This is a genomic window from Mesorhizobium sp. CA8, assembly GCF_020164955.1.
Classification (GTDB): Bacteria; Pseudomonadota; Alphaproteobacteria; order Rhizobiales; family Rhizobiaceae; genus Mesorhizobium.
Genome location: NZ_JAIUHG010000005.1, coordinates 195,439 through 222,240 on the forward strand (window position 1 = coordinate 195,439; position 26,802 = coordinate 222,240).

General features: G+C 62.7%; 25 protein-coding genes, 2 tRNA genes and 1 pseudogene. 14 read left to right on the plus strand and 14 right to left on the minus strand.

Annotation, left to right across the window (positions count from 1 at the left end; genetic code table 11):
• Window positions 1–15: 15 nt before the first annotated feature.
• A pseudogene (locus LB553_RS08110) lies at window positions 16–1,186 on the minus strand (M24 family metallopeptidase).
• Between the two features lie 225 nt (window positions 1,187–1,411).
• On the opposite strand from LB553_RS08110, the gene LB553_RS08115 reads away from it, so the two are divergent.
• The 6 genes from LB553_RS08115 (at window position 1,412) to LB553_RS08140 (ending at window position 6,959) form a co-directional block, all read left to right on the plus strand.
• Window positions 1,412–2,578, plus strand: a complete 1,167-nt coding sequence (locus LB553_RS08115; RefSeq protein ID WP_224512176.1) for an ROK family transcriptional regulator — start codon at window positions 1,412–1,414, stop codon at window positions 2,576–2,578.
• Window positions 2,575–3,339 (plus strand): ATP-binding cassette domain-containing protein, encoded by a 765-nt coding sequence (locus LB553_RS08120; RefSeq protein WP_224512177.1) that lies wholly within the window; start codon window positions 2,575–2,577, stop codon window positions 3,337–3,339. Before LB553_RS08115 ends, LB553_RS08120 begins: the two co-directional genes overlap by 4 nt.
• A 38-nt stretch (window positions 3,340–3,377) precedes the next feature.
• Window positions 3,378–4,418 (plus strand): sugar ABC transporter substrate-binding protein, encoded by a 1,041-nt coding sequence (locus LB553_RS08125; RefSeq protein ID WP_224512178.1) that lies wholly within the window; start codon window positions 3,378–3,380, stop codon window positions 4,416–4,418.
• A 100-nt stretch (window positions 4,419–4,518) separates the two neighbouring features.
• Window positions 4,519–5,514, plus strand: coding sequence for an ABC transporter permease (locus LB553_RS08130; protein WP_224512179.1), 996 nt, complete (start codon window positions 4,519–4,521; stop codon window positions 5,512–5,514).
• 13 nt (window positions 5,515–5,527) lie between these two features.
• Window positions 5,528–6,298, plus strand: coding sequence for an SDR family NAD(P)-dependent oxidoreductase (locus LB553_RS08135; RefSeq protein WP_224512180.1), 771 nt, complete (start codon window positions 5,528–5,530; stop codon window positions 6,296–6,298).
• 124 nt (window positions 6,299–6,422) lie between these two features.
• The gene (locus LB553_RS08140) at window positions 6,423–6,959 is read left to right on the plus strand and encodes a hypothetical protein (protein WP_318011485.1); all 537 of its coding nucleotides are present in this window, start codon (window positions 6,423–6,425) and stop codon (window positions 6,957–6,959) included.
• 84 nt (window positions 6,960–7,043) lie between these two features.
• Here the strand turns inward: LB553_RS08140 and LB553_RS08145 are convergent.
• Window positions 7,044–7,119 (minus strand) — tRNA-Val (locus tag LB553_RS08145).
• A gap of 218 nt (window positions 7,120–7,337) precedes the next feature.
• Here LB553_RS08145 and LB553_RS08150 point away from each other — a divergent pair.
• Window positions 7,338–7,414, plus strand: a tRNA-Asp gene (locus tag LB553_RS08150).
• A gap of 420 nt (window positions 7,415–7,834) precedes the next feature.
• On the opposite strand, the gene LB553_RS08155 is transcribed toward LB553_RS08150, so the two are convergent.
• The 4 genes from LB553_RS08155 to LB553_RS08170 all read right to left on the minus strand — a co-directional run bounded on the left by LB553_RS08155 (window position 7,835) and on the right by LB553_RS08170 (window position 10,530).
• Window positions 7,835–7,933: a putative RiPP precursor gene (locus tag LB553_RS08155; protein WP_208648418.1), complete on the minus strand. Its 99-nt coding sequence runs from the start codon at window positions 7,931–7,933 to the stop codon at window positions 7,835–7,837.
• Window positions 7,934–8,043: 110 nt separating this feature from the next.
• Window positions 8,044–8,988: a ribokinase gene (gene rbsK, locus LB553_RS08160; RefSeq protein ID WP_224512181.1), complete on the minus strand. Its 945-nt coding sequence runs from the start codon at window positions 8,986–8,988 to the stop codon at window positions 8,044–8,046.
• A gap of 4 nt (window positions 8,989–8,992) precedes the next feature.
• Window positions 8,993–9,445 (minus strand): RbsD/FucU family protein, encoded by a 453-nt coding sequence (locus tag LB553_RS08165; protein WP_224512182.1) that lies wholly within the window; start codon window positions 9,443–9,445, stop codon window positions 8,993–8,995.
• A 26-nt stretch (window positions 9,446–9,471) separates the two neighbouring features.
• The gene (locus LB553_RS08170) at window positions 9,472–10,530 is read right to left on the minus strand and encodes an ABC transporter ATP-binding protein (protein ID WP_224512183.1); all 1,059 of its coding nucleotides are present in this window, start codon (window positions 10,528–10,530) and stop codon (window positions 9,472–9,474) included.
• Between the two features lie 276 nt (window positions 10,531–10,806).
• Here LB553_RS08170 and LB553_RS08175 point away from each other — a divergent pair, with 276 nt between their 5' ends.
• From LB553_RS08175 to LB553_RS08185, 3 genes are all read left to right on the plus strand, one after another.
• Window positions 10,807–12,483, plus strand: coding sequence for a sugar ABC transporter substrate-binding protein (locus tag LB553_RS08175; RefSeq protein ID WP_224512184.1), 1,677 nt, complete (start codon window positions 10,807–10,809; stop codon window positions 12,481–12,483).
• 195 nt (window positions 12,484–12,678) lie between these two features.
• Window positions 12,679–13,794 (plus strand): carbohydrate ABC transporter permease, encoded by a 1,116-nt coding sequence (locus LB553_RS08180; RefSeq protein ID WP_224512186.1) that lies wholly within the window; start codon window positions 12,679–12,681, stop codon window positions 13,792–13,794.
• Between the two features lie 8 nt (window positions 13,795–13,802).
• Window positions 13,803–14,720 carry a carbohydrate ABC transporter permease gene (locus LB553_RS08185; protein ID WP_224512188.1) on the plus strand — a complete coding sequence of 306 codons (918 nt, stop codon included), beginning with the start codon at window positions 13,803–13,805 and terminating at the stop codon, window positions 14,718–14,720.
• A 43-nt stretch (window positions 14,721–14,763) separates the two neighbouring features.
• Here LB553_RS08185 and LB553_RS08190 read toward each other — a convergent pair whose 3' ends face one another.
• Window positions 14,764–15,507, minus strand: coding sequence for a creatininase family protein (locus tag LB553_RS08190; RefSeq protein WP_224512190.1), 744 nt, complete (start codon window positions 15,505–15,507; stop codon window positions 14,764–14,766).
• Window positions 15,508–15,510: 3 nt separating this feature from the next.
• Window positions 15,511–16,077, minus strand: a complete 567-nt coding sequence (locus LB553_RS08195; protein ID WP_224512192.1) for an SIS domain-containing protein — start codon at window positions 16,075–16,077, stop codon at window positions 15,511–15,513.
• 179 nt (window positions 16,078–16,256) lie between these two features.
• Between LB553_RS08195 and LB553_RS08200 the strand changes: the two genes are divergently transcribed.
• The gene (locus LB553_RS08200) at window positions 16,257–17,279 is read left to right on the plus strand and encodes an aldo/keto reductase (protein ID WP_224512193.1); all 1,023 of its coding nucleotides are present in this window, start codon (window positions 16,257–16,259) and stop codon (window positions 17,277–17,279) included.
• Between the two features lie 86 nt (window positions 17,280–17,365).
• Here the strand turns inward: LB553_RS08200 and hupB are convergent, their stop codons facing one another.
• The 4 genes from hupB to clpP form a co-directional block, all read right to left on the minus strand.
• Window positions 17,366–17,638, minus strand: a complete 273-nt coding sequence (gene hupB / locus LB553_RS08205; RefSeq protein WP_224512194.1) for a DNA-binding protein HupB — start codon at window positions 17,636–17,638, stop codon at window positions 17,366–17,368.
• Window positions 17,639–17,833: 195 nt separating this feature from the next.
• Window positions 17,834–20,245, minus strand: a complete 2,412-nt coding sequence (lon, locus tag LB553_RS08210) for an endopeptidase La (protein WP_140750552.1) — start codon at window positions 20,243–20,245, stop codon at window positions 17,834–17,836.
• A gap of 274 nt (window positions 20,246–20,519) precedes the next feature.
• The gene (clpX, locus tag LB553_RS08215) at window positions 20,520–21,794 is read right to left on the minus strand and encodes an ATP-dependent Clp protease ATP-binding subunit ClpX (protein WP_224512195.1); all 1,275 of its coding nucleotides are present in this window, start codon (window positions 21,792–21,794) and stop codon (window positions 20,520–20,522) included.
• A gap of 290 nt (window positions 21,795–22,084) precedes the next feature.
• Window positions 22,085–22,720, minus strand: coding sequence for an ATP-dependent Clp endopeptidase proteolytic subunit ClpP (gene clpP / locus LB553_RS08220; RefSeq protein ID WP_224512196.1), 636 nt, complete (start codon window positions 22,718–22,720; stop codon window positions 22,085–22,087).
• Window positions 22,721–23,065: 345 nt separating this feature from the next.
• On the opposite strand from clpP, the gene LB553_RS08225 reads away from it, so the two are divergent.
• Window positions 23,066–23,653 carry a hypothetical protein gene (locus LB553_RS08225; protein WP_224512197.1) on the plus strand — a complete coding sequence of 196 codons (588 nt, stop codon included), beginning with the start codon at window positions 23,066–23,068 and terminating at the stop codon, window positions 23,651–23,653.
• Window positions 23,654–23,724: 71 nt separating this feature from the next.
• Here LB553_RS08225 and LB553_RS08230 read toward each other — a convergent pair whose 3' ends face one another.
• Window positions 23,725–23,928 carry a DUF3126 family protein gene (locus LB553_RS08230; RefSeq protein ID WP_140750558.1) on the minus strand — a complete coding sequence of 68 codons (204 nt, stop codon included), beginning with the start codon at window positions 23,926–23,928 and terminating at the stop codon, window positions 23,725–23,727.
• Window positions 23,929–24,075: 147 nt separating this feature from the next.
• Window positions 24,076–24,924 carry a serine O-acetyltransferase gene (gene cysE, locus LB553_RS08235; protein WP_224512198.1) on the minus strand — a complete coding sequence of 283 codons (849 nt, stop codon included), beginning with the start codon at window positions 24,922–24,924 and terminating at the stop codon, window positions 24,076–24,078.
• A gap of 121 nt (window positions 24,925–25,045) precedes the next feature.
• On the opposite strand from cysE, the gene LB553_RS08240 reads away from it, so the two are divergent.
• On the plus strand, window positions 25,046–25,651 hold the full coding sequence (locus LB553_RS08240; protein ID WP_224512199.1) for a hypothetical protein: 606 nt from the start codon (window positions 25,046–25,048) through the stop codon (window positions 25,649–25,651).
• A gap of 94 nt (window positions 25,652–25,745) precedes the next feature.
• Complete coding sequence (speB, locus tag LB553_RS08245) at window positions 25,746–26,711, plus strand: agmatinase (RefSeq protein WP_224512200.1); 966 nt, start codon at window positions 25,746–25,748, stop codon at window positions 26,709–26,711.
• Window positions 26,712–26,802: the final 91 nt, after the last annotated feature.

The window sequence follows — 26,802 nt, forward strand, 5'->3', positions numbered from 1 at the left end:
CCGACCTCCGGCCGGTCAGGCGTTGACATGGACATCCCGCGGGAACTTCGTCAGCGTCTCGTTGCCGGTATCGGTCACCAGAATGGTCTCGCTGATCTCGATACCCCAGCCGTCCATCCACATGCCCAGGATGGAATGAACGACATTGCCGGGTTGCAGCACCGTCTTGTCACCCGGCCTCAGGCTGATCGTATGCTCGCCCCAATCCGGCGGATAAGCAACGCCGATGGAATAGCCGATGCGCGATTCCTTCTTCAGCCCGTGACGCTCTATGACCTTGCGCCACGCGGCTTCGACCGCTTCGGCGGTCGTGCCCGGCCGCACCGCATCGAGCACCGCATCCATGCCTTCGATCACCGCCTTTGCCGTGTCCGCGACGCGGGTCGGCGTCTTGCCGAGTTGCATGGTCCTGGCAAGTCCCGCAGCGTAGCGGCGGCAGACGCCGGCAAGCTCGAGCGCGATCGTTTCGTCCTTTCCGAACCGCCGGTCGCTCCACATGATGTGCGGCGCGGAAGCATTTTCGCCGCCGCGGCGGCAGCGCCGTGATATCGCCGGCGAAATCCGGGCTGCCGGCGATCTGCGCCGCCTGGATGGAAGCGATCGCGTCGCATTCGCGCACGCCCGGCGCAATGACTTCGTAGGCTCGCGCAACAGCCGCTTGCGCCAGCCTCGACGCGTTGCGCAGATAGGCGATTTCCGGCGCTGATTTCACCGCGCGGATCCAGTTCACGAGCAGATCGGCATCATGCCATGTCGCATCGGGCAATCCGGCGACGAGCCGCGCATGCGCCTTCGGCGAGAAATAGTAGGCTTCGAGCTCGATGCCGATATGGCGGCTGCCCCAGCCCTTGGCGACGATCCACGCCGCGACCCAGTCCATGGGATGACGGTCGGCGCGCTGCACATGGTCTTCCGGGAAGCCGACGATGTTTTCCGGCTTCATCCAGGCCGTCAGCAACCCGCCGGCCGCATCCATGGCGCGGCCGATCCAGACCGGCTCGACCTCCTCGATCGGAACAAGCACCACCTGTGGCGTGTAGAACGACCAGCCGTCATAGCCGGTGATGTAATGCTGGTTGGCGACGTCGTTGACGATCAGTAGTTCGATGCCGCGCATGGCCATCTCGGCGCGGATTTTTCCGAGCCGCCGCTGGTACTCTTCGCGGGCAAAAGGCAGTTCAATCATCTTTTCTCCTCGCCGGACCTATCTGATCGGGGGCGAGCCGCGGCTTCCCCTCCGCCCACCATCGCGATGGTTTTGACGGCCGGCAATCGGCCAGGACAATGCACAAGCATGGCCTAGCCCGGCTTGGCTTAAGCCACCTTGGTGATCGCGGTGGGTTTTTTGAATTCCATTTGACTGAATAGATTTTCTCTGCAAGTCTTGCCGCAGGGATGGGATGCGCAAGCCATGGCGTTGCGGGGGACCAATCAGGAATTCGGGCGGCCGTACAACCGGCGCATCGTACTTGAGTCCATCCGCCGCTTCGGCCCCATCGCGCGCGGCGATATCGCCCGGCATGTTGGACTGACAGTCCAGACCGTTTCGACCATCGTTCGCGAGTTGGAGGAACAAGGTTACATCCTGTCGGTTCGCGAGGAGCCGAAGGGTCGTGGCCTGCCGCCGGCGAGGCTGCGCATCAACCCAGACGGCGGATATGCCGTCGGCATCCACCTCACTCCGCTCGGCATCGACGCGGCGCTGATCAACCTCAGCGGCGACGTGGTAGAGGGTGCGCACCGCAGCGCGCCCAATGCCGCTCCCGATGACGCGTTCGAAGCAATCGGCGCCATGGTCGCCGAAATGACAGGGCGTCGCCCGGGCAGCCGCGTCATCGGCATCGGCATGGCGCTTCCTGGCCCGTTCGGTGTCGAACCCATGAGCTTTGTCGGCCCGACGACCATGGTTGGCTGGCGGGACGTTTTGCTACGCGAGCGGCTGTCGGCAGCCACCGGCCTGCCGGCCTTCTTCGAAAACGACATGGCGGCCGCCGCCATGGGCGAACGCCTCTATGGTTTCGGCGCCAAGCATTCCGAATATTACTATCTATATTTCGGCGTCGGTCTTGGCGGCGCCATGCTGCATGATGGCAGCGTCTTGCGCGGCGCCTGGGGCAATGCCGGCGAGATCGGGCATATCCCCGTCGTTCCGGGCGGCGAGCCGTGCCCCTGCGGCAATCGCGGCTGCCTCGAACGCTATATTTCGCTGGACGCGCGAAGCCGCTGGAGCGGCGACGATGCCGGCTGGGTGGCCGAGGTCGCGCCCGTATTCCGCAACGCGATCGCCATCATCGAGAACCTCTTCGATCCCGAAACCATCGTCCTTGGCGGATTGGCCTCGCCTGGCCTGCTTGAACGGCTGGCGGCATCGCTGGAGCCGCTGCTGAATTCGGTTTCGGCGCGCAAGGATCGCACCACACCGCGTATCCTGCTGGCGCAAGGTGGCCAGCACGCGGTGCTGCGCGGAGCGGCGGCGCTTGCCGTTGCGGGCGTGCTTTCCCCGCGCTTCGGCCAAATCTTCACCGCCAAGCGGCAGCGCGATGGCGACCTTTTGAAGGGTGGAGACATCGCAGCATGAGCGAACCGCTTCTGGTCCTCGACAACGTCGCTAAGAACTACGGCGCCATCCAGGCGCTGCGCGGCATCAGCTTTTCGATCGGACGCGGCGAGGTTGTGGCCCTTCTCGGCGACAACGGCGCCGGCAAGTCGACGCTGGTCAAGATCATCGCAGGCGGACTCGAACCGACCTCGGGCCGCATGCTGTTCGAAGGCAAGGAATTCCTCGCCAGGTCTCCGGCTGAGGCCAAGGCCGCCGGCATCGAAACCGTCTACCAGGACCTTTCGCTCTGCACCAATGTCGATGTCGTAGCCAACTTCTTCATGGGACGCGAGATCACCCGCAAGGTGCTGGGCGTTCCGGTCCTCGACGAGCGCGCGATGGAAGCGGTGGTCGGCAAGGCGCTGGCCAATGCCGGCACGCGTATTCCTTCGCTGCGCACCAAGGTCGAGCATCTCTCGGGCGGCCAGCGGCAGGCGATCGAGCTGAACCGCTTCGTCCATTGGGGCGGCAAGCTGGTGCTGCTCGACGAGCCCTTCGCCGCGCTCGGCGTCGAACAGACCCGTCGCGGCCTCGACATGATCCGCCAGGTGGCGAGGCAGGGTATCGGCGTCGTCATCATCACCCACATCATGCAGCAGGCCTTCCAGGTCGCCGACCGGATCGTGGTGATCCGCCATGGCGTCGTGGCCGGTGACGTTGCCCGCAACAAGACAAGTCCCGACGCGGTGATCAACATGATCACCGGGGAGACGCTCGCCGGTGCCGGACCGGCGGGTTGAGAAACAATGAGGGGTCCGGCGCAAGAGGAGCGAACGACATGAAGCGACTGCTACTTTCTGTCTTCGGTATCCTGGCACTGGCCATTGCCACGCTAACGCCGGCATTCGCCCAGTCCAAGGGTACCGTCTATTACCTGGTGCCGACATTGCTTGACGAATTCCAGACCGGCTCGGTGAGCGCTCTGGAACTGTTCCTGAAGCAGGTCGGCTATGAGATGAAAACGCTGAACGCGGACAACAAGACCGACGCTCAGCAATCGCAAATGAATGACGTTATCGCGCTGAAGCCCAAGGCGATCATCCTCGCGGCGGTCGATTTCAACGCGTTGAAGCCATCCGTTGAAGCCGCCCGCGCTGCCGGCATCCCGGTGGTCGAGTTCGACCGCCAGATCACCGCAACGCCGTCCGACTTCACCTCGGTCGCAGGCACGGTCGAGATCGGCCACATCGCGGCCGATCAGGCCGAGGCCCTGCTGAAGGCCAAAAACGGCTCGGTCAAGGGCAAGATCCTCCAGGTGCTCGGCGATCCGGGCGATCCCTACACGCTCGACATCCAGAAGGGTTTCGAGGAGAAAATGAAGGCGTTTCCGGACGTCAAGATCATTTCGCTGCCGGCCATGCAATGGGAAGCGAGCAATGCCGGCACCATCGTCGCCGACCAGATGTTGGCCAATCCAGACATCGACCTGATCTTCAGCCATGCCGCCCACCTCTCGGTCGCCGCGGTCGCATCGCTCGAAGCCGCCGGCAAGAAGCCGGGCGATGTCATGCTGATGAGCTCGAACGGCGCGCCGGTCGGCCTCGACCTCATCCGGAAGGGCTGGCTGAATGTCGAGGTCGAGCAGCCGCTTTACGCGCAGGCCGCAGCCGTCGCCATGTTCATGGATAAGGTCGCCAACAAGCAGGAGATCAAGCCCGGTGACTACGACGTGCTCGGCCTGAAGTCGGTGGTGACCAAGGAAGCCTGGGGACCCAACATCAAGATCCCGGGCGCCGCGATCACCAAGACAAACGTCGACAATCCTGCCTTCTGGGGCAACCAGAAGCCGCCGACGGATACGGTCAAGTCCGTCGAATAGGCTTTCCCAGCAGAGCTCCGGGCCGCCGTGGCCCGGGGCCTTGCGGTGCGTCCGCGCAGAAGCGGTCGCGCATCCGTCCTGACGCCAACCGGATCGCCCCATGAGTCCGCGCACTCGCCATAGTCTCGAGCTCGTTCTCGACAATCTCGTCTGGTTCATGCTGGTCTTCGTGCTGGCGGTGTTCTCGATGTTCATTCCGAACTTCTTCCAGCTCGGCATTTTCGCCAACATCGTCGAGGCTTCGAGCGTACTGGGCGTCATGTCGATCGGGCTGGCGCTGGTCATCATTGCCGGCCACATGGACCTTTCGGTCGAATCGGTCGCCGCGCTCAGCGCCATGGCGGTCGGCATTATGTTCTGCTCGTCCGGCATAGGCCTCGGCGTGCAACTGCATCCGGATTGGCTGATGGTGCCGGTATCGCTCGCCATCGCGCTGGCGGTGGGCGCGATCATCGGTGTCATCAACGGGCTCCTCATCGTCAGATTGAAGATGAGCGCCTTCATCATCACGCTTGCTTCCTACATCTGGGTGCGCGGCCTCGTGCTGGTCATCTCCGGCGGCCGCTCCGCACAGGACCTCGCCCCCGCGATCCGCTGGTTCGGCATCCAGCGCCTTGCCGGTCTGCCCCTCACCGCGTGGATCGCGGTCGCCTGCTTCGTCATCTTTTCCTTGATCCTGGCCAAGACGCCTTTCGGCCGGCATCTGGTGATGATCGGCGGCAACGAGACGGCGACCTTCCGCGCCGGTATCTGCGTCAACCGCAACCTGATCGTGGCCTTCGTGCTCGCCGGCGCCATTGCCGGGCTTGCCGGTTGGCTGCTTGCCATCCGCACCTCCGGCGCCACCGCCAATCTCGGCGTCGGGCTCCTCTTCAACGCGTTCGCCGCCGTCGTCATCGGCGGCGTCAGCCTGAAGGGCGGCGTCGGCACACTACCAGGGGTTTACGCCGGCGTGTTGCTGCTGTCGGCCATCAACACGGCCATCAACCTGATGGGCCTGCCGGCTAACTTCACCCAGGTCATCCATGGTCTGCTGGTGCTAGCGGCCGTGCTGCTGGACGCTTTCAAGCAAACCATTCGTCAAAAACTCGCATGACAGGACCGCTCGCATGACCGGACGCATCGAAGGCAAGGTGGCAGCGATCGTCGGCGCCGCGCGCGGCATCGGCAAGGGCATAGCCCAGCGCTTTGCCGAGGAAGGCGCAAGGCTGGTGCTCGCTGACAGCGAGGCCGAGGCCGGCCAGGCGAGCGCCGATGAGCTCGGCGCCGCTTTCATCCACACCGACATCTCGAGGATGGCCGACGCGGAAGCCGTTGTGGCATTGGCGCTGGAGCGCCATGGCCGCCTCGACATCATTGTCCAGAACGCCGGCATCTACCCCTGGCAATTAATCGAGAACACCAGTCCCGACGATTGGGACCGCGTCATGGCGGTTAATTTGCGCGGCACTTTCAACGCCGCCCGCGCCGCCCTGACACCGATGAGGGCACAGCAGAGCGGCCGCATGCTCTTCACATCCTCGATTACCGGCCCACAGGTGAGCAGCCCCGGCCACGGTCACTATTCCGCCAGCAAGGCCGGCATCAACGGCTTCATCCGTTCCGCGGCTCTGGAGTTTTCCGGCTATGGCATCACCGTCAACGGCGTCGAGCCCGGCAACATCCTGACCGAAGGCATGAAGCTGCATCGCGATGCCGCGTTCATCAAGAGCATGGAGGACGCCGTGCCGCTCGGCCGCCTTGGTACGCCGCGCGACGTCGCCAACGCCTTCCTGTTCCTGGCCTCGGACGACGCCAGCTATATAACCGGTACGACCATTGTCGTCGATGGCGGCCAGCTCCTGCCGGAAGGCCAGGATTTCCGCCTGACACCGTCGTGATTCGCTGCAACTCCGGCGCCCGTCCACCTTTGGGGTGACAGCCGCTGCAATGACCGGCTCGTTCATCGCCTATTCAACCGGTCTGCTGTAGCATGATGAGCCTGAATCGCACGGAGGACGTATCGTGTCAAAAACCCCAATTTTCTTGATCCGAATGGCGTTGGCAGTCATTTGCTTCGTCGGCTTGGCGGCGACCGCCACCGCCCTTTTCCCCGCCACCGCCTCGGCCCAGCAGCTGCGGCGATGCGCCAATGAAGGCGGCATATGCCGCTTGCCCTATCCCACGGAGGTGATTTACGGCGCGCGTGGTCGAACAACCTCGCGGTTTTTCGACCGTCGGTCCGTCCCCTGCTCGAATCGCCTGTTTGGCGACCCTGCCCCCGGCCGCGAAAAAGCCTGTTATTTCGTGGCGCGTGGCGGCTATGGCGATGACGACAATTACGGAGACGACGATTACGGCTCCCGCCCCTACCGTGGCGAATGGGTCGCCTGCGCCAGGGAGGGTGAGTTCTGCGATTTCCGCGGCCGCGCGATGGTCAGATACGGCGCACGTGGCCAGTACACGCAGGATGTTTTCAGGAACGGTGTCAGATGCGGCAACGACGCCTTTGATGATGATCCCGCCCCCGGCGCTCGCAAACGCTGCTACGTCAGGCAGTAACTGCGCCTGAACCCGGCGCGCGCAATAAGGTGGCGGCCCCAGCAAGGGCCGTCGCCGCATTCCGTTTCGGCTTGTCCGGCAGGCTGGTGGGCGATGACGGGCTCGAACCGCCGACATCTTCGGTGTAAACGAAGCGCTCTACCAACTGAGCTAATCGCCCGCTTGAGCGCGGACCTTTAAGCAGTTAGGGCCGCATTCGCAAGGCCAAATGAATAAGAGGCGCGCCTGTCGCGGTGCGGATTTCCCCAGCCTCGGCGCCGCTGTCAAAAAACCTTCTCCTGATTGCTGTAATGCGTGAATGCCGCGCTTGACACCCGCGGGCGAACCCCTTATCCACCGCCCCATCGACGAACACGCCTGACACGTGCTCGTCAGTGCGCGGGTGTAGCTCAGTCGGTTAGAGTGCCGGCCTGTCACGCCGGAGGTCGCGGGTTCGAGCCCCGTCACTCGCGCCATCTTTTCAAGGGCTTAGGCCCTTTCCCTCCAAAGACGTTTAGCTTTGCGTTCCTGGCCGAGTAATTTGCGGCCTTCGTGCCGGTAATCGTCGGCGGCTCGTACCGCGCCGAGTAGAACGTAAGTCCGCTCCAGGCCTTTAATCCCGGAACCATTCCAACCGTGTCGCGTCAGCCCTCGGGCGAAAAACGGGAGAGATCAGATGGGTGTGAGATGTTGAATTTCGACTCGACGACGAGGGGGATGTCGACGAGCTTGCCTTCCAGGAATTGCCGCGGGTCGGCGAAGCTTGTCGATACCGGTCGAAGGATCAAACAGGGCCCTGCACGTACTCCGCGTCGTTCATATGCCCGGCTGCGAGCAAGGCGCGACGACGATGTTGGAACTGACCAGCAGGATTCTTTAGCGCAGTCCCTTGGAAATCATTCGCCCAGCACAACCCCCGAAGCGACGATCTGGGCCGTCCGTTCGGTGAGCTTCTGGCGCTTTACAAGCGTGGGCTTCTCGTAAGGCTTTTTCATCCTACCGTTCCAAATCGGCGCGCCGACAGGACGTTGAACGCGCTCGCCTCAGTTGCGTTCCGCAATAAAGGGCCGCTAAAAAAGTCTCGAAAAATGGAAGGCGGGAGGCCTCAGGCCTTGGCGAGCAGCGCCTCGACCTCCTTGAGGGTCGGCATGGACGGCGCGGTGCCGGGGCGCGTCACCGAAATGCCGGCGACAGCGCAGGCAAAGCGCACGGCCTCCAGCGGCTCGACGCCCCTTGCCAAAGCGGCTGCGAGGCCGCCGTTGAACGCGTCACCCGCCCCCGTGGTCTCGACCACCGGACCGGCACTGACCGCACCGACATGTTCGGATCGGTCCTTGCTGTGCAGCAGCGCGCCTTTGTCCCCCAGCGTCACGATGACGGTGCCGACGCCCTTGGCGAGCAGCGCGTCGGCGGCGCGGCGGGCGTCGTCGATTGAGGAGACATTGATGCCGGTCAACCCTTCTGCCTCGGTCTCGTTGGGCGTGACATAGTCGCAGAGCGCGTAGATGCGGTCGGGCAGGCTGGCGGCCGGCGCGGGATTGAGAATGGTCGTCACCCCTGCCCCGCGCGCGATTTCCAGCGCCCTCAAGGCCGCATCGATCGGCTGTTCGAGTTGGGTGACGAAGACGCCGGCGGAACGGATGAGCCCGGCATGCGCCTCGATGTCGGCCGGAGAGATCAGCATTGCCGCGCCCGGACTGACGATGATGGCGTTGTTGCCGGTGCCTTCCTCGACGAAGATATAGGCCGCGCCCGTATAGCTGTCCGGGGTGTCGATGACGGCGCTATTCACGCCTGCATCCTTCCAGGTCTGTTTCGCCATGTCGGCGAAGGCATCGACGCCGAGCCTGGTCAGGAAGGTGATGTCGGCGCCGAGTTTCCCTGCCGCCACAGCCTGGTTTGAGCCCTTGCCGCCCGGGCCGAGCTTGAAGGAATTGCCGAGGATCGTCTCGCCCAGACGCGGCTGGCGGTCCGCGCGATAGGCGGTGTCGGCGACGAACACGCCAAGGATCACAACAGGCTTCGTGATGACGGGTTTGCCGGTAGCCATGTCCTTACTCGGCGTCCGGCGGCACGACGCCTTTGCGGAAGGCAAAGCAGCCATAGAAGCGGCGCTCGCCGGTCTGGATCACGCAATAGGCTTTCTTTGAGCGCTCGTAGAAGGCGTAGCGTTCGATCGAGATCATCGGCCAGGGCTTGCCCTGGGCCGCGTCGATCTCCCTCTGAACTTCCTTCTGTACCGGCGGGATTTCATTCGGCTTGCCGACGATCTCCATGCGCGCTGCCGCATCGTCGACGAAAGTATCCAGCGGATAGAGCGACAGCACCGCCTTCACCACCTCCGCCGCCGTCGCATCGATGCGCAACAGCTTGCCGAGCACCGTCTGTCGCGCCACCGAATCGGACGGGAAATTGGTGTCGGCGATGATCAGGTCGTCGCCATGGCCCATCGCCCGCAGCGCCTGGAGCACATCGGCATTGAGCAGCGGATTGATCCCTTTGAGCATGGTTTCCTCTTGAAGGGTTGATGCGGTCAGAGACGCTTGCCGGTCCCGGCGTCGAAGAGGTGGACCTGGTCGAGGCGCGGTTTGAGCTTGAGCGTATCGCCCGGCTTGAAGTCGTGGCGCTCGCGGAACAGCGCCACCATCTCGCCCTCGCCAAACCGTACGAACACCAGCGTCTCCGAGCCTGTCGGTTCGACCACCGAAATCGTGGATGCGACACCGTCGGGATGGATTTCCAGGTGCTCGGGGCGCACGCCATAAACGACGGCCTGGCCGTCTGCCGCGGCGATATTGGTCGGCATCGGAAACGCCGAGCCTGCAATATCGATCACGGGCTTCCCCCCCTTTTTCACGGTGCCCTTGAGCAGATTCATCGCCGGCGAGCCGATGAAGCCGGCGACGAACAGATTGGCCGGCCGGTCGAACAGTTCCAGCGGCGCGCCAACCTGCTCGATGCGGCCGTCGCGCATCACCACGATCTTGTCGGCCATGGTCATGGCCTCGATCTGGTCGTGGGTGACGTAGATGGTTGTGGTCTTCAGCCGCTGGTGCAGTTCCTTGATCTCGGTGCGCATCTGCACGCGCAGTTTGGCGTCGAGATTGGAAAGCGGCTCGTCGAACAGGAACACCTGCGGATTGCGCACGATGGCGCGGCCCATGGCGACGCGCTGGCGCTGGCCGCCGGAAAGCTGGCGCGGGTAGCGCTTGAGATAGGGCGCGAGGTCGAGGATATCGGCGGCGCGCTTCACCCGTTGGGCGACGACGGCCGGATCGGTGCCGCGCAGCTTCAGCGCGAAGGCCATGTTCTGCTCCACCGTCTTGTGCGGGTAGAGCGCGTAATTCTGGAACACCATGGCGATGTCGCGCTTCGCCGGCGGCAGGTTGTTGACGACCCGGTCGCCGATCGAGATCGTGCCCCCGGAAACCGTCTCCAGCCCGGCCACCATCCTGAGCAGCGTGGACTTGCCGCATCCCGACGGGCCGACCAGCACGACGAACTGCCCATCGGCAATATCGACGCTGACCTCATGCAGGACCTTGACGGTTCCGAACGCCTTGGCCACACTGCTGATCGCGACTTGAGCCATCGTCTCCCCTTTATCGTTTGCGGTGAAGCTAGCCATTGCGAACGGCAACGGCAAGTCGGTATCTTATAGATAAAAACCCAATCTTGTTGACAAGGTAATCGATTACGCGAATAGTGGCGAGTGCCGAGAGCAGGCCTGCTATCCTGAGATCGGAGCTCCGGCGACGCAGGGTGGGGTCCCACGTCCGGTATGATCGAGGAGAACCGTGAGGCGTTTCGACGTCCGAGAGATTGGCCACTTCAATTCAATCGCTGATGTTCTGGGAGGAACCTGTAGATGAGAGTCGATCTGTATGAAAAACTGATGCGCGTCGGCGCGAGCCGCCGCGATGTGCTGAAGGGTGCGGCCAGCATGGCCGCAATCGCCGCCGCCTCCGGCGCCGGGCTCGGAGCACTAACGAAGCCTGCGGCCGCCGACGACAGTGTGCGCGCGAAAATCCTGCAGATTCCGGGCGTCGGCAAGGGCCAGCCGACCGATGCGGACTTCCAGAAGGTCGGCGAGCTCTGCCTCGAAGCGACCAAGGCCAATGTCAAGGAAGGCGAGTTCGCCGGTGTCGAGCTCACTTTCATGGGCCTCAACAACCAGAACCTGCACAACGTGCTGTTCCGCGGCTTCCTGAAGCCATGGGAGGCCTATACCGGCGCCAAGATCAGTTGGATCGATCTTGCCCAGGCCGACTACAACGCCCGCCTGCAGCAGTCCATCGCAACCAAGACCGTCGACTTCGACATCATCGAGATGGGCGCGCCCTTCGAAGGCGATGTCTGCGGCAAGGGCCTGACCTCCGAGATGCCCGACTGGGTCAAGAAGCAGATCGATTTCGAGGATCTCGTCAATTACCTGAAGCCCCCGGTCGGCACGTGGAACGGCAAGCAATATCGCGTGACGATCGACGGCGACGCGCACAATTTCAACTACCGCACCGACGTGTTCTCCGACTCCGAGCTGGCGGCGGCCTGGAAAGCCGACAGCGGCGACAAGGCAGGGCTGACGGAGTGGGGCGTGCCCAAGACTTGGCAACAGGTGCAGGCCGTGACCAAGTTCCTCAAGGGCAAGAAGTTCAAGGGCCAAGACGTCTATGGCTATCTCGACGCGCCCAAGCCCTGGGGCGGTTTCGGCTTCTATTTCCTCGGCAGCCGCGCCACGGCCTATGCCAAGCATCCCGACGACAAGGCCTGGCTGTTCGATGCCGACACGATGAAGCCGCGCATCAACAACCCGGCCTGGGTGCGCGCCATCCAGGACGTCATCGACGCCCTGCCCTCCGAGCCCGCCGACCAGATCAACGCCGATCCGAACACCACCGCCTTCCAGCAGTTCCTGGCCGGCACCGGCTCGATGATCCCCTGGTGGGGCGATGTCGGCTCGAATGTGAAGACCAATGACTCATCGGTCATCGGCGACGTCACCGGCTTCTCGATCCTGCCGGGCTCCGACGACGTCTACAACTCCAAGACCGGCAAGTGGGAAAAGCTTGCCAGCGGCCCGAACTATGCGCCCAACTGCGCCTATCTCGGCTGGGGCGTCTATGTCATGGCCCGCGTCGATTCCGACGAAAAGAAGAAGAAGGCGGCGTGGTCGGCGGCCGCCCATCTCGGCGGCAAGGACCTGTCGATCTGGACGGCGATGTATCCGTCGGGCTTCCAGCCCTACCGCAACTCCCATTTCAACATTCCCGAATGGGTTGCGGCCGGCTATGACGAGGCCTTCATCACCTCCTATCTCAAGTCGGAAGGCGATTCCTACAACCATCCGAACGCGGCGATCGAGCCACGCATCCCCGGCATCTTCCAGTACTATTCAGCCGCCGAGGACATCCTGGCCAACACCTTCGCCGGCAAGATGAAGGCGCAGGAAGGCGCCGACGCCATCGCCGCGGCCTGGGAAAAGCTGACCGACCAGATCGGCCGCGAAAACCAGATCAAGCTCTACAAAGCCTCGCTCGGCATGTAGGCTGGCTTATGAGACGTCGCGGCCCGGTGGCACATCGTCACCGGGCCGCATCTTTACCGGCTCGGCCGGTTTGAAGCGTTAGAGCAATTCCAGGAAAAGTGTGAGCGGTTTTCCGTCCGGAATTGCGTAAAAACAAAGAGATAGAGCGGTTCGCCGTTTCCGTGAAACGGTGAAGCGCTCTAGAAGGCGAGAGGCGTGGCTGAGCAGATTTCGACCGCGAATGCGTGGCCGGCACATCCGGCCGACCTGATCCCGGCAGGCCGCAAGCGCCTCGGCTGGGGCCTGCTGGCCATTGCAACGCTTGGCCTGCTGGCGATCATCGTCGTGCAGATCCTCTACAAGACCGAGATGTCCACGGTCGGTTTCGACACATGGCGCCCGGTCGTCTACGCCTACATCTTGTGGGGCGCAGCGCTTGGCGCCTGGCAGGTGCTGACGCGCGGCGAGGACGGGCAGCGCGCGCTGTTCCTTTTGCCGGCCCTGCTCTTCACCATCGCCATGGTGATCTTCCCGACGCTGTTCGGCTTCTACATCGCGCTGACCGACTGGAACCTCAGCTCGTTCTCAGGCCGCCGTTTCAACGGCCTCGACAATTTCTGGCAGATGCTGGCCGACCCTTATTACCGCAACGCGCTGTTGAACATGGTGCTCTATGTGCTTGCGGTGCTGGTCGAATATGTCATCGCCTTCGGCCTGGCGCTGCTGCTCAATGCGCAGATTCGGGCCCGCAAATTCTTCCGCGTCGTCTTCCTGCTGCCGCTGATGCTGTCGCCGGTCGCCGTGTCCTGGATGGTCGGCAAGTCGCTGATGGAGTACCGGTTCGGCCCGGCGGCGACACTGGCGCGTCATCTCGGCTGGGACAATCCCGCCTTCTTCTCCGATCCGATCACCGCCCGCATCTCGATCATGATGCTCGATGCCTGGACCTTCATCCCGTTCATGATGATCATGCTGCTTGCCGGCCTGCAGGCGATGTCGCGCGAGGTGCTGGAAGCCGCCCGCGTCGACGGTGCGACGGCATGGCAGACCTTCTGGCAGGTCACCTTCCCGCTGATGCTGCCGGTATCGGTGACGGCGGTGATCCTGCGCATCATCTTCAAGCTGAAGCTCGCGGACATCATCATCACCCTGACCTCCGGCGGACCCGGCGGCGCCACCGATTCCGTGTCGAGCTTTATCTATCGCGAATACCGCGACCGCTCGAATGTCGGCTACGGTACCATGCTGGCCATGGCCTATCTGGTCATCATCATCGTGTTCGTGACCTGGCTCCTGAAATTCGCCAGTCGCTTCGTGCGCAACGTCAACTGAGCGGCATCATGAGCGTCCAGACCACCGACTACACCGTTTCCGAAATCCGCTCGCGGGCGGCCTTCATCGCCAGCCGCGTCTTCATCTATGGCGCGCTTATCTTCTGGGCTTTCGTCTGTCTGTTCCCGATTTATTGGACGATCACCACCTCGTTCAAATCGGCGGTCGACGTCACCCAAGGCCATCTCATTCCCTTCGTCGACTTTACACCTGACTGGAAGGGCTGGCGCTCGCTCGGCCTGTCGCCGGATTCGATCTTCCAGACATCGACCGTGCGCGACGAATTCCTCAAACGTTTCATGAACTCGGTCATCACCTCGGTCGGCGCGTCGAGCCTCGCCATCATCATCGGCAGCCTCGCCGCCTATGGTCTTGTCCGCTACCGCTACAAATTCGCCTGGTTCAAGAACGAGGACATCTCCTTCTTCTTCCTGTCGCAGCTGATCCTGCCGCCGGTCGTTCTGGCGCTGCCTTTCCTGGTGCTCTACCGGGAAGTGGCGCTCCTCGACACCCGTATCGGGCTCGTGCTCCTCTACACGCTGATGGTGCTGCCGATCGTCATCTGGATCATGCGCGACCAGTTCAACTCGATACCCGTCGAGTTGGAGGAGGCGGCTTTGGTCGACGGGCTGTCGATCTGGGGCGCCTTCTTCCGCATCGTCATGCCGATCGCCCTGCCCGGCATGGTCGCTGCCTTCATCTTGGCGATGGTGCTGTGCTGGAACGAGTATTTCTTCGCCGCGCTTCTGACATCGACCGATGCCAAGACCATCCCCGTCATGGTGGCGAGCCAGACCGGCTCGCAAGGTATCAACTGGTGGTCGATGGCGGCCTTGGCCACCGCCGCGATCGCGCCGCTGGCCATCATCGGCATCGCGCTCGAGCGCTATCTGATCATGGGCATGACGGCAGGCTCGGTGAAGTAGGCGGCGCCTTTCCTTCCCCTTGTGGGAGAAGGAAAAACCGCGCCTATCGCACCAGGATCGACCTTAGATGATCCAGGATCATGGCGACGCCGATTTTGCCGAGGCCCGCCGAAGCTTCCGGCGCGCTCTTCGTGTACCAGCTGGTATTGTCCTCGAAATGCCCGGCATCCACCGCCTCGGGACACAACGCCAGCATCAGCGACGTTTCGCCGATGCCGGCATGGTCGAACGGATATTTGCCGGTCATGGCGGCCGGCATTAACGGATGCACCTGCACCCAGTTGAAGACATTCTCGCCCTGCGCATGGCCGGCATAGTAATTGGCCATGGTGTTGGAACCCCACCAGCCCTCGCCGCGCTCCTTTTCCAGGAAGCGGAAGATCGCCTGCCGGCCGGCGGTCTTGAAGGCGAGATCGGTCGGCATACCGGCCGCGAAATTCTCGGTCTGGTGGTGGATGATGGCGTGGATGTTGCGGAAGCCGATACGCAGCAGGCCGTAGAACAATTCCTCCGCGAAGGGCGAAAGCGCCGGACCGCCGACCTGCACCGAGCCGCTGCCTTCCGGCGCCGCGACCGCATAGCTTGCCGCGCCGTAATAGAAGGGCGGCAGGATGACGAGGTCCCTCTCCTTCTCGATCAGCTCCACCGTCTTGACGACGGCCAGCGTGTCCATGCCGACCGCCATGTGCTCGCCGTGGTATTCGAGCACGCCGAGCGGCAGCACGACCGGCCAGTTCTCCTCGATCGCCCTGCGGATCTGGTGCGGCAGCATCAGTTCGTAGCGCATCTCCTACTCCATGTTGGTGGGCCTGGCGCGCATCCCTTCCGGCGTCGCATTGGTCAGCGCCTGGAGCTTCAGCACCATGATTTCGAACAGAAGGAACAGCGCGCCTTCGAACAGCGAGCCCATCGGCAGCAACGAGCTTCTTGCCGCACCCTGGTCGCTGGCCATCGTCTGCGCGGGGATGAGCAGGGTGAAGTCGGCGAGCTTGGCGGCGCTGCTTTCCGGTTCCGCCGTCAAAAGCAGCACCTTCGCGCCGGCATCGCGGGCAACGCGCATCAAGGTCAGCACCGTGGTGGTCTCGCCCGGCCCTGAACTCGCCAGGAAGAGGTCGCCTTGCCCGAGCGGCGGCGTGGTCATGTCGCCGACGACCGAGACCGGCAGGCCGAGATGGTAGAGCCGCATGGCGAAGCCTTTCACCTGCAGGGCCTCGCGGCCGCAGCCATAGACGGCGATCTTGCCCGCGCCGGCCAGCATTGCGCAGGCGGCGTCGATGCGAGCTTCTTCCGTGCGCGCCAGCACCGCGCCAAGCTCGTTCAGCGCGGTCGCGAACATGCCGGATCCGGCTTTGGTCATGACGGCTCACCCTGCCTGCACAATATCGCGAGTCTATCGATTTGCGGTGCGCGCCGCGAAAGACTTTTTTTGTCATGCTACCATTGCGAAAATCGTTGTCCAAAGAGCCTCGGCACTTTTGCTGGGCCACGGGCATGATAGTGTCATGTCAGACAAATCACTCCGGGACATCGTCAGACATGAAGACACGGCACTTCGACCGCATCGGCAATGGCGGCATCACCTTCACCGAGCTCGGCTTCGGCACGGCGCCGCTCGGCAATCTCTACCGCGCCATCTCCGACGAGGACGCCAATGCCACCCTGGAAGCGGCATGGGCGACCGGGTGCCGCTACTTTGATACGGCGCCGCTCTACGGCCTCGGCCTGTCGGAAACCCGCCTCAACCCGTTCCTCCGTCGCAGAAAGCGCGACGACTACGTGCTGTCGAGCAAAGTCGGCCGCATCATGCGCGTCGCCCCGCCGGAGCAGCGCACCGGCATCGGCAAGTTTTTCGAGACGCCGTCGCGCCGGGAAGTCTACGACTACTCCTATGACGGCGTCATGCGCTCCTTCGAGGCCTCGCTGGAGCGTCTTGGCGTCGACCGTATCGACATCCTCTTCGTCCATGATGTCGACATCTTCACCCATGGCAGCAAGGAAGCCTCCGACGCCCGCATTGAGGAGTTCATGTCGTCCGGCTATTACGGGCTGCTTTCGCTGCGTGATCAGGGCGTGATCAAGGCCTTCGGCGGCGGCATCAACGAGTGGCAAGTCGCTCAGACGCTTGCCGAGCGCGGCGACTTCGATCTGTTCCTGCTCGCCGGCCGCTACACGCTGCTCGAACAGGAAGCGCTTCAATCCTTCCTGCCGCTTTGCCAGAAGCGTGGCATCGGCATCGTGCTGGGCGGCCCCTACAATTCCGGCGTGCTGGCGACCGGACCGAAGCCGGGCGCCTTCTACAATTACAGCGAGGCGCCGAAGGAGATCCTCGACCGCGTGGCGCGCATCGAAGCCGTCTGCGAGCGCCACAATGTGCGTCTGATCGAGGCGGCTCTGCAATTCCCGCTGCAGCACCCTTCGGTGATGTCTGTGATCCCCGGCGGCCAGCGGCCTGCCGAGGTCGAGAGCAACCGCGCGCTGCTCGACACCAAGATACCGGTGGCGCTCTGGGCGGATTTGAAACAGGAAGGCCTGATGCGCGCCGACGCGCCGACGGCCTGAGCAATTCCAGCAAAAGTGCAGGGCCGATCGCCAGAAAAAGAAAAGCCGGGCAAGCCCGGCTTTTCTGCTCTTAAAGAATAAAGGTCTTAGTTGACCGCGTCCTTGAGGCCCTTGCCGGCCGAGAACTTCGGCACGGTGCGCGCTGGAATCTGCACTTCCGCGCCGGTCTGCGGATTGCGGCCGGTCGAAGCAGCGCGTTTTGACACGGTGAAATTTCCGAAGCCGACAAGCCGGACATCGCCGCCCTTCTTAAGTTCGCCTGTGATCACGGAGAACACCGCATCGACGGCGGACTGCGCATCAGCCTTCGAAAGGCTTGCGGAGTCGGCGACAGCGGACACCAGTTCGTTCTTGTTCATCAAAATTTCCTTCCATGAGAAAACCGGAACTTACGACTCGTCCGGCAGGAAACGGACTTTAGAAAGAAGCGTACAGGAACCCAAGCCGAAAACCGCAGAATTCCGGGCTTTTTTGCATTTTTCATGGCTTTTTCACATGAAAAAGCCGGGCTCACGGCCCGGCTCTCTCTTTGTGCATTGCAACGTTAGAATATTCTAATGAGCAAGCGACTTTCCGGCATCGTCGCCGGTGTCGACCGGAGCCGGCGCGTTGACCGGCTCGACCCACTCGATCGGCTCCGGCATCCGGGTCAGCGCGTGCGCGAGCACCTCGCCGACCCGCGAGACCGGGACGATTTCCATGCCGTTCTTGACGTTGTCCGGAATGTCCGCCAGATCTTTGACGTTCTCTTCCGGGATCAGCACCTTCTTGATGCCGCCACGCAGTGCCGCGAGCAGCTTCTCCTTCAAGCCGCCGATCGGCAGGATGCGGCCACGCAGCGTGATCTCGCCCGTCATCGCCACATCGGCCCGGACCGGAATACCCGTCAGCACCGACACGATAGCCGTGGCCATCGCAGCTCCGGCGGACGGGCCATCCTTCGGGGTCGCGCCTTCCGGCAAGTGGACGTGGATGTCGCGCTTGTCGAACAGCGGCGGCTCGATGCCGAAATCGATTGCCCTGGAGCGGACATAAGAGGCCGCCGCCGAGATCGATTCCTTCATCACGTCACGCAAGTTGCCGGTGACTGTCATGCGGCCCTTGCCGGGCATCATGACGCCTTCGATCGTCAGCAGCTCGCCACCGACTTCCGTCCAGGCAAGACCCGTGACCACGCCGACCTGATCGTCGGCCTCGACCTGGCCGAAGCGGAAGCGCGGCACGCCGAGATAATCGGCGAGGTTGTCCGCCGTGATCTTCACCGTCTTCTTCTTCGTCCGCAGGATCTCGGTCACCGCCTTGCGCCCGAGCTTCATCAGCTCGCGCTCCAGGCTGCGCACGCCGGCTTCCCGCGTGTAGGTCTGGATGATGCCGCGGATCGCGTCCTCGCCGACCGAGAATTCGTTCGGCTGCAGGGCATGGTCGCGGATCACCTTGGGCATCAGGTGACGCTTGGCGATCTCGATCTTCTCGTCCTCGGTGTAACCGGCGATACGGATGATCTCCATGCGGTCCATCAGGGGCGCAGGGATGTTCAGCGTGTTCGCCGTCGTCACGAACATCACGCTCGACAGGTCGTATTCGACCTCGAGGTAATGGTCCATGAACGTCGAGTTCTGCTCCGGATCGAGCACCTCGAGCAGGGCCGATGACGGATCGCCGCGGAAGTCCTGGCCCATCTTGTCGATCTCGTCGAGCAGGAAGAGCGGGTTGGACTTCTTGGCCTTCTTCATCGACTGGATGACCTTGCCGGGCATCGAGCCGATATAAGTCCGCCTGTGGCCGCGGATCTCGGCCTCGTCACGCACGCCTCCGAGCGCCATGCGGATGAACTCGCGGCCGGTCGCCTTGGCGATCGACTTGCCGAGCGAGGTCTTGCCGACGCCGGGCGGTCCGACGAGGCACAGGATCGGCCCCTTGATCTTCTTCTGGCGGCTCTGCACGGCGAGATACTCGACGATGCGCTCCTTGACCTTGTCGAGGCCGAAATGATCGGCATCGAGCACGTCCTGCGCATAGTTCAGGTCCTGCTTGACCTTGGAGTTCTTGCCCCACGGGATCGACAGCAGCCAGTCGAGATAGTTGCGCACGACCGTCGATTCAGCCGACATCGGCGACATCGAGCGCAGTTTCTTCAATTCGGCTTCCGCCTTCTCGCGGGCCTCCTTGGAAAGCTTGGTCTTCTTGATGCGCGCCTCGATCTCGGCGGCCTCGTCGCGGCCGTCCTCGCCCTCGCCGAGCTCCTTCTGGATCGCCTTCATCTGCTCGTTGAGGTAATACTCGCGCTGCGTCTTCTCCATCTGGCGTTTGACGCGCGAGCGGATGCGCTTTTCCACCTGGAGCACGGAGATTTCGGCTTCCATGAAGCCCATTGCCTTCTCCAGCCGTTCCTTGACGGAAAGCGTGGCGAGCATCTCCTGCTTCTCGGGGATCTTGATGGCGAGATGCGAAGCAACCGTATCGGCGAGCTTGGAATAGTCGTCGATCTGGCTGGCGGCACCCACCACTTCGGGCGAGATCTTCTTGTTCAGCTTGACGTAATTCTCGAAATCGGTGACGACCGAGCGGGCAAGCGCCTCGATCTCGACCTCTTCCTCTTCCGGCTCGGCGAGCGCCGTGGCGCGGGCTTCATGGAAATCGGGGCGATCGGTGAACGAGACGATCTTGGCGCGCGAGGCGCCCTCGACCAGCACCTTCACGGTGCCGTCGGGCAGCTTCAAAAGCTGCAGCACATTGGCGAGCGTGCCGATGTCGAAAATCGCATCGGGCTCAGGATCGTCGTCGGCTGCATTCATCTGGGTGGCGAGCAGGATCTGCTTTTCCTGACCCATCACCTCTTCCAGCGCCTTGATCGACTTTTCACGGCCCACGAAGAGCGGAACGATCATATGCGGGAATACGACGATATCGCGCAGTGGGAGAACTGCGAAAACGCCGTCGCCGGAAGCCTTGGATATCTTGGCCATTGTCCAACCTTTCATGTCGCGGCCGCTTATTTAGCCAACCGCGAATCTCATATTAACGACCGAGCGTCGTTCCGCCTACCACCGTTTGTGACGGGAATTTTACAGCACAGAATTCGGCGCCTCGGCCTTCTGCTGTTAGGTGGATGTAGCCGAGGCAAAGATCAAGGGTTAGCACCGTCGTTCGAGCCCTTCCACTGCCACCCTCCCCGCCTTTGACAGCAAAACGGCGCCACGCGGGCGCCGTTCCATGAAAATTGACGGGTCCAGTGCCATTTCAGGCGCTGACATTGCCCTTCTTTTCCTTCTGCTCGGAGTAGATGTAGAGCGGCCGGGCGTTGCCGGACACCACTTCTTCCGAAATCACCACCTCGCGCACGCCTTCCAGCGCCGGCAGCTCGAACATGGTGTCGAGCAGGATCGCTTCCATGATGGAACGCAGGCCGCGCGCGCCGGTCTTGCGCTCGATGGCGCGCTTGGCGATCGCCGACAGCGCGTTTTCGTGGAACGTCAGGTCGACATTCTCCATCTCGAACAGCCGCTGATACTGCTTGACCAGCGCGTTCTTCGGCTCGGTCAGGATCTGGATCAGCGCCGGCTCGTCGAGATCTTCCAGCGTCGCCAGAACCGGCAGACGGCCGACGAATTCAGGGATCAGGCCGAATTTCAACAGATCCTCGGGCTCGACCTGGCGGAAGATGTCGCCGGTGCGCCGATCCTCGGGCGAGGCAACCGTCGCGCCGAAGCCGATCGAGGTTTTGCGGCCACGGTCCGAAATGATCTTGTCGAGACCCGCAAAGGCGCCACCGCAGATGAACAGGATGTTGGCGGTATCGACCTGCAGGAATTCCTGCTGCGGATGCTTGCGGCCACCCTGTGGCGGCACCGAAGCGACCGTGCCTTCCATGATCTTGAGCAGCGCCTGCTGCACGCCTTCGCCCGACACGTCGCGGGTGATCGAGGGATTGTCCGACTTGCGCGAGATCTTGTCGATCTCGTCGATATAGACGATGCCGCGCTGGGCGCGCTCGACATTGTAGTCGGCCGACTGCAACAGCTTCAGGATGATGTTCTCGACGTCCTCGCCGACGTAGCCGGCCTCGGTCAGCGTCGTGGCGTCGGCCATGGTGAACGGCACGTCGATGATGCGGGCGAGCGTCTGGGCGAGCAGCGTCTTGCCGCAGCCGGTCGGGCCTATCAGCAGGATGTTCGACTTCGCCAGTTCGACGTCGTTATTCTTGCCGGCATGCGCCAGGCGCTTGTAGTGGTTATGGACCGCCACCGACAGCACGCGCTTGGCGTAAGGCTGGCCGATAACGTAGTCGTCGAGGACCTTGAGGATCTCCTGCGGGGTCGGCACGCCTTCGCGCGACTTCACCATCGAGGTCTTGTTCTCCTCGCGGATGATGTCCATGCACAATTCGACGCATTCGTCGCAGATGAAGACCGTCGGTCCGGCGATCAGCTTGCGGACTTCGTGCTGGCTCTTGCCGCAAAACGAGCAGTAAAGCGTGTTCTTTGAATCGCCGCCGCCGTTGCTGACCTTGCTCATTTTTCTGTCCTTTCACCGTCGCCCGCCGATCGCCTGGCTTTGAGTGACGTCTCACCAATCTATCGCGGGAATCCGCCACCGCCAGTGCCCCGGCTCACACAGCGCATTCCGTACGAAACACAATTCAGAAAACGCGGCAACGATTCGCAGCAACCCCATGCAAAGCTAAGCCGTCGAAAATCAACATAGCCTTAACGTAGGCAATCCCAACGCCTGAGGGAACAGCCAATTGTGGCCGAAATGCCGCAAGACGCGCCAAAACCGCGTTATGCTGTCATTTGCTGTGGATGTCAGGCCGAGACTGCGACTGTCTCGACGGCCTCGCGGCTCGATATGACCTTGTCGATCAGACCAAAGTCCCTGGCCTCCTCCGCGGTCATGAAATGGTCGCGGTCGAGCGTCCTCTCGATCTCGTCATAGCTCTTGCCGGTGTGCTTGACATAGACCTCGTTCAGGCGGCGCTTCAGCTTGATGATGTCCTGCGCATGACGTTCGATGTCCGAAGCCTGACCCTGGAAGCCGCCGGACGGCTGGTGAACCATGATCCGGGCGTTCGGCGTGGCAAAACGCATGTCCTTGTGGCCGGCGGTCAGAAGCAGCGAACCCATCGAGGCGGCCTGGCCGATGCAGAGCGTCGACACCGCCGGCTTGATGAACTGCATGGTGTCATAGATCGCCATGCCCGAGGTGACGACGCCGCCCGGCGAATTGATATAGAGGTTGATTTCCTTCTTGGGGTTTTCCGCCTCGAGGAACAAAAGCTGTGCACAAACCAGTGTCGCCATCCCGTCCTCGACCGGGCCGGTGATGAAGATGATGCGTTCCTTCAGGAGGCGCGAGAAAATGTCATAGGCACGCTCGCCGCGATTGGTCTGCTCGACGACCATCGGAACGAGGTTCATGTAGGTTTCAACGGGGTTCTTCATGGACTACCCTTGTGGAGATGGATTCCGGCACCTTGGTATTATCAGCAATCGCGCGGAATCGTTCTGGATCGGTTACGCCCTAAATAGGATGCCGGCTCACCCTAGCGCAAGGCCGCCTCTCCTAGCCATCTGGTTAAGCCGAATCAAGCGTCGCGGCGCCGGCAAAAACCCAGGCAAATAGGCCGACGAGGCTCGCTCGGTCCGGCTGGCCGAACCGAAGACATGGTAAGGTAGCAATTCCTTAACCGCTCCGCTTAACGAAAAGCCCTGAAATCGCTGCCGGCCCCCGGACCTTCCGCTACAGTCCTGCGTTGTGAAGGCGTCCTTTTTCAACGGGGGAATGTCATGATCCGGAAAAGCTCCGCATCGCTGGCGGCCGTCGCTATGCTTGCCAGCGTCTGTGAAACCGCCGCCGGCGGCCGCGCGCTCGAATGCTATGAGCCGATCCACAGGCCGGCACTTTACGACACCGTCTACGAGGATGTGATGGTGAGCCCCGGCGGACAGGTCGTCGATTACGACGCGCCGATCTACGGCACCTATCAAAGCGTGGACCGGATCGCTCCAGCGCGCGTCGCCTACGAGACAGTGCCGGCGGTCACACGCACGGTCTACCACACGGTCAAGGTCGACGATGCCGGCTATGCCTGGGAGTGGCGCATCATTCATGGCCGCAAGGTGCTGTGCAAGGTGTGGCGCAAGGCCCGCTATGCGCGTGTCGCCGAGACGGTCGTGGTCCAGCCGGAGCGCGTCCGGCGCGTCGTTCAGCCGGCGGAATTTGAAGCGGTTGCCCACGAAGTGCTGGTGCGTCCGCAGCAGGTACGCATCCGGCAAATCCCGCCCTCATACGGGACAGTGGCGCGCCGGGTAGTGGTGCGGGAAGGTTCGACCAGCTGGCGGCGAGTGCATATCCCGCCGCACTGTCAGGATTAGGCGGCATCTCGCCTGTAGGTTGCACCGGCCGGACGGCGATGTTCCGCGCCCCGGCCAGAGCTGTTGCCGGCTTAGCCCAGATCGATGTCGAGAATGGCCATCGAGAAATTATAGTCGCCGTCGTCCTCGTCCTTGAAGACGATGCCGAGGAATTCGTCGCCGACATAAACCTCGGCCGAGTCTTCCTTGCGCGGGCGCGCCTTCACCTGCAGCTTGGGATTTTGGAAGACGCTTTTGAAGTAAGCGTCGAGCTTTCTGATTTCGTCAGGCTTCAAAAGTCTTCTCCGAAATGTCGGCCTTGTTCGTGGGAACGCGCTTCTGACACGCCAACAATGGCCATGTAAAGGCAAGCTGGCAGGATAACATGGGAGAACGGCCAAGCGAAACGGCGGCTCGTTGGGCGGCCGCCGGCAAAGGATCGGTCAGATATCGAAGCTCACGACGTGGTCCATGCTTTGCGACGGCAGGAGCTGGTCCATCTGCCGCGAAGGCTGGTCGCAGCCGGTCTCCCCCACGACCCGAGCGGGCACGCCGGCGACCGTCTTGTTGTGCGGCACTGGCGACAGCACGACCGAGCCGGCCGCGATCTTGGAGCAATGGCCGATCTCGATATTGCCGAGGATCTTGGCGCCGGCGCCGATCAGCACGCCGCGGCGGATCTTCGGGTGGCGGTCGCCACTGGCCTTGCCGGTGCCGCCCAGCGTCACCCCGTGCAGGATCGAGACATCATCCTCGATGACGGCGGTCTGGCCGACGACCAGACCCGTGGCATGGTCGAGGAAGATGCCCTTGCCGATGCGGGCGGCCGGATTGATATCGGTCTGGAACACAGAGGACGAGCGGCTCTGCAGATAGAGCGCGAAGTCCCTGCGGCCCTGGTTCCACAGCCAATGCGCCAGCCGGTGCGTCTGGATGGCGTGAAAACCCTTGAAGTAGAGAACCGGCATGATGAAGCGGTCGCAGGCCGGGTCGCGATCGTAATAGGCCTGGATGTCGACGCGAACCGTCGAGCTCCACTCCGGATCGTCGTTCAGCATTGCCTTGAAGGTCTGGCGGATGAGATCGGAACCGATATCCTGATGCGCCAGGCGCTCGGCCAGCCGGTGGATCACCGCTTCTTCGAGGCTCTCCTGGTTCAGGATAGTCGAGTAGAGAAAGGCCGCGAGCAGCGGATCGCGGTTCACTGCCTCCATCGCCTCGTCGCGGATCGACCGCCAGATCGGGTCGACCGGCTGCACCATGCTGGGGCGGGCAATCGTAACGCTGTTCATCGACGCTCTCCGGCCTTGCTCATTCTCCGGCGGCACATATAGGCCAGATCATAGCACGGTTGAACTCAATTTTCCTTAGTGCTTTGTCAAATGGACCTGGTTCATCCAAATTCAAGCGACGATGGAAAACGAACCCTTGATCGACGATGCGCTGAAAAGCGAGCTTGCGACGCTCTACAGGGCCGCGGATCGCCACTATCACGGCATGGCCCATATCGAAGCGATGCTGGCGCTGGCAAGCGAATACCGGCACCTTCTCGATGATCCTCAGGCCGTCGAGGCGGCGATCTGGTTCCACGACGCGATTTATGACAGCCGCGCCAAGGACAATGAGGCAAAAAGCGCAGACCTGGCCGAGAAAAGGCTCGCCGGGCGCGCCGATCCTCATCGCCTCGCCCGCATAGCGGCGATGATCAACGCCACCGCCACCCATCAATTGCCGCCTTTCCGCGACGAGGACGCGGTCAACGATGCGGCCCTTTTGCTCGACATGGATCTGGCGATCCTCGGCGCCGAACCGGCGGTGTTCGATGCTTATGAGAAGGCGGTCCGGCTGGAATATGGCTGGGTGGAGGAGCCGATGTGGCGCGCGGGCCGGGCGGCCGTCCTGAAGAGTTTCCTCGCCCGTCCGCACATTTTCTGTACGACCGAGTTCCGGGATCGGTTCGAGGCGCAGGCCAGGGAAAATCTCGGCCGTTCACTGCAAGCGCTGCAAGACCAGCCCTGATAGGCCCATACTCCCGCAGGGCTTTGCCCCTATGCCCAAATCCAGGGCCCTGCGATCACCATCGAACGTGAACCGCTCTGGGATGGCCGCCACCATGGAAAACAGCTTCCACCAACCCGTCGACGCAGCGCAGGTGCCGCGCTTTGCCGGGCTTTCCACCTTCATGCGGCTGCCGGCCGTGCCGAGCGCGAAGGGGCTCGACATCGCCCTTGTCGGGATTCCCTGGGATGGCGGCACGACCAACCGGGCCGGCGCCCGCCACGGTCCGCGCGAAATCAGGAACCAGTCGAGCCTGATGCGCCGCGTCCACCATGTCTCGGGAACCGAACCGTTCAGCATCGCCAATGTTGCCGATGTCGGCGACGTCTCGGTCAATCCGATCAACCTGCTCGACGGGTTGAAGCGCATCGAGGACGGCATTGCCGCGATCGTAGCGGATGGTGCCCTGCCGCTCGCCGCGGGCGGCGACCACCTGACGACGCTGCCGGTGCTGCGCGCGGTGGCCCGCAAGGCGCCTGTCGGCATGGTTCACTTCGATGCGCATTCCGACACCAACGACCGCTATTTCGGCGACAATCCCTACACCCACGGAACGCCTTTCCGCCGCGCGATCGAGGAAGGGCTGCTCGACCCGAAACGGGTTGTCCAGATCGGGATCAGAGGCTCGATCTATGAACCGGGCGAACACGATTGGGCGACCGCTCAGGGCGTGCGCATCATCTATATGGAAGAATTCGTCCGGCGCGGCGTCGTTTCCGTCATGCAGGAAGCGCGCGATCTTGTGGGCGACAGCCCTACCTATGTGACGTTCGACATCGATTGCATTGATCCGTCCATGGCGCCCGGCACCGGAACGCCGGAGCTCGGCGGCTTCACCACACGCGAGGTGCAGGAGATGGTTCGATTGCTGGGCGGATTGAATTTCGCAGGCGCCGATGTCGTCGAGGTCGCGCCTCCCTTTGACATTGGCGGCATGACGGCGCTGGCCGGCGCGACGATCATGTTCGAGCTGCTGTGCGTCATGGCGGGATCCCTCGCCGACAGGAGGGAGCGCGGCTAGCGCGATTACAGGAAAAGCGCACAGCGCCTGTCCGGCTAATCCTGACGCTCTCGATCCTCCGGGGTAGATCCCGAACGCCGCGACGCAAGCG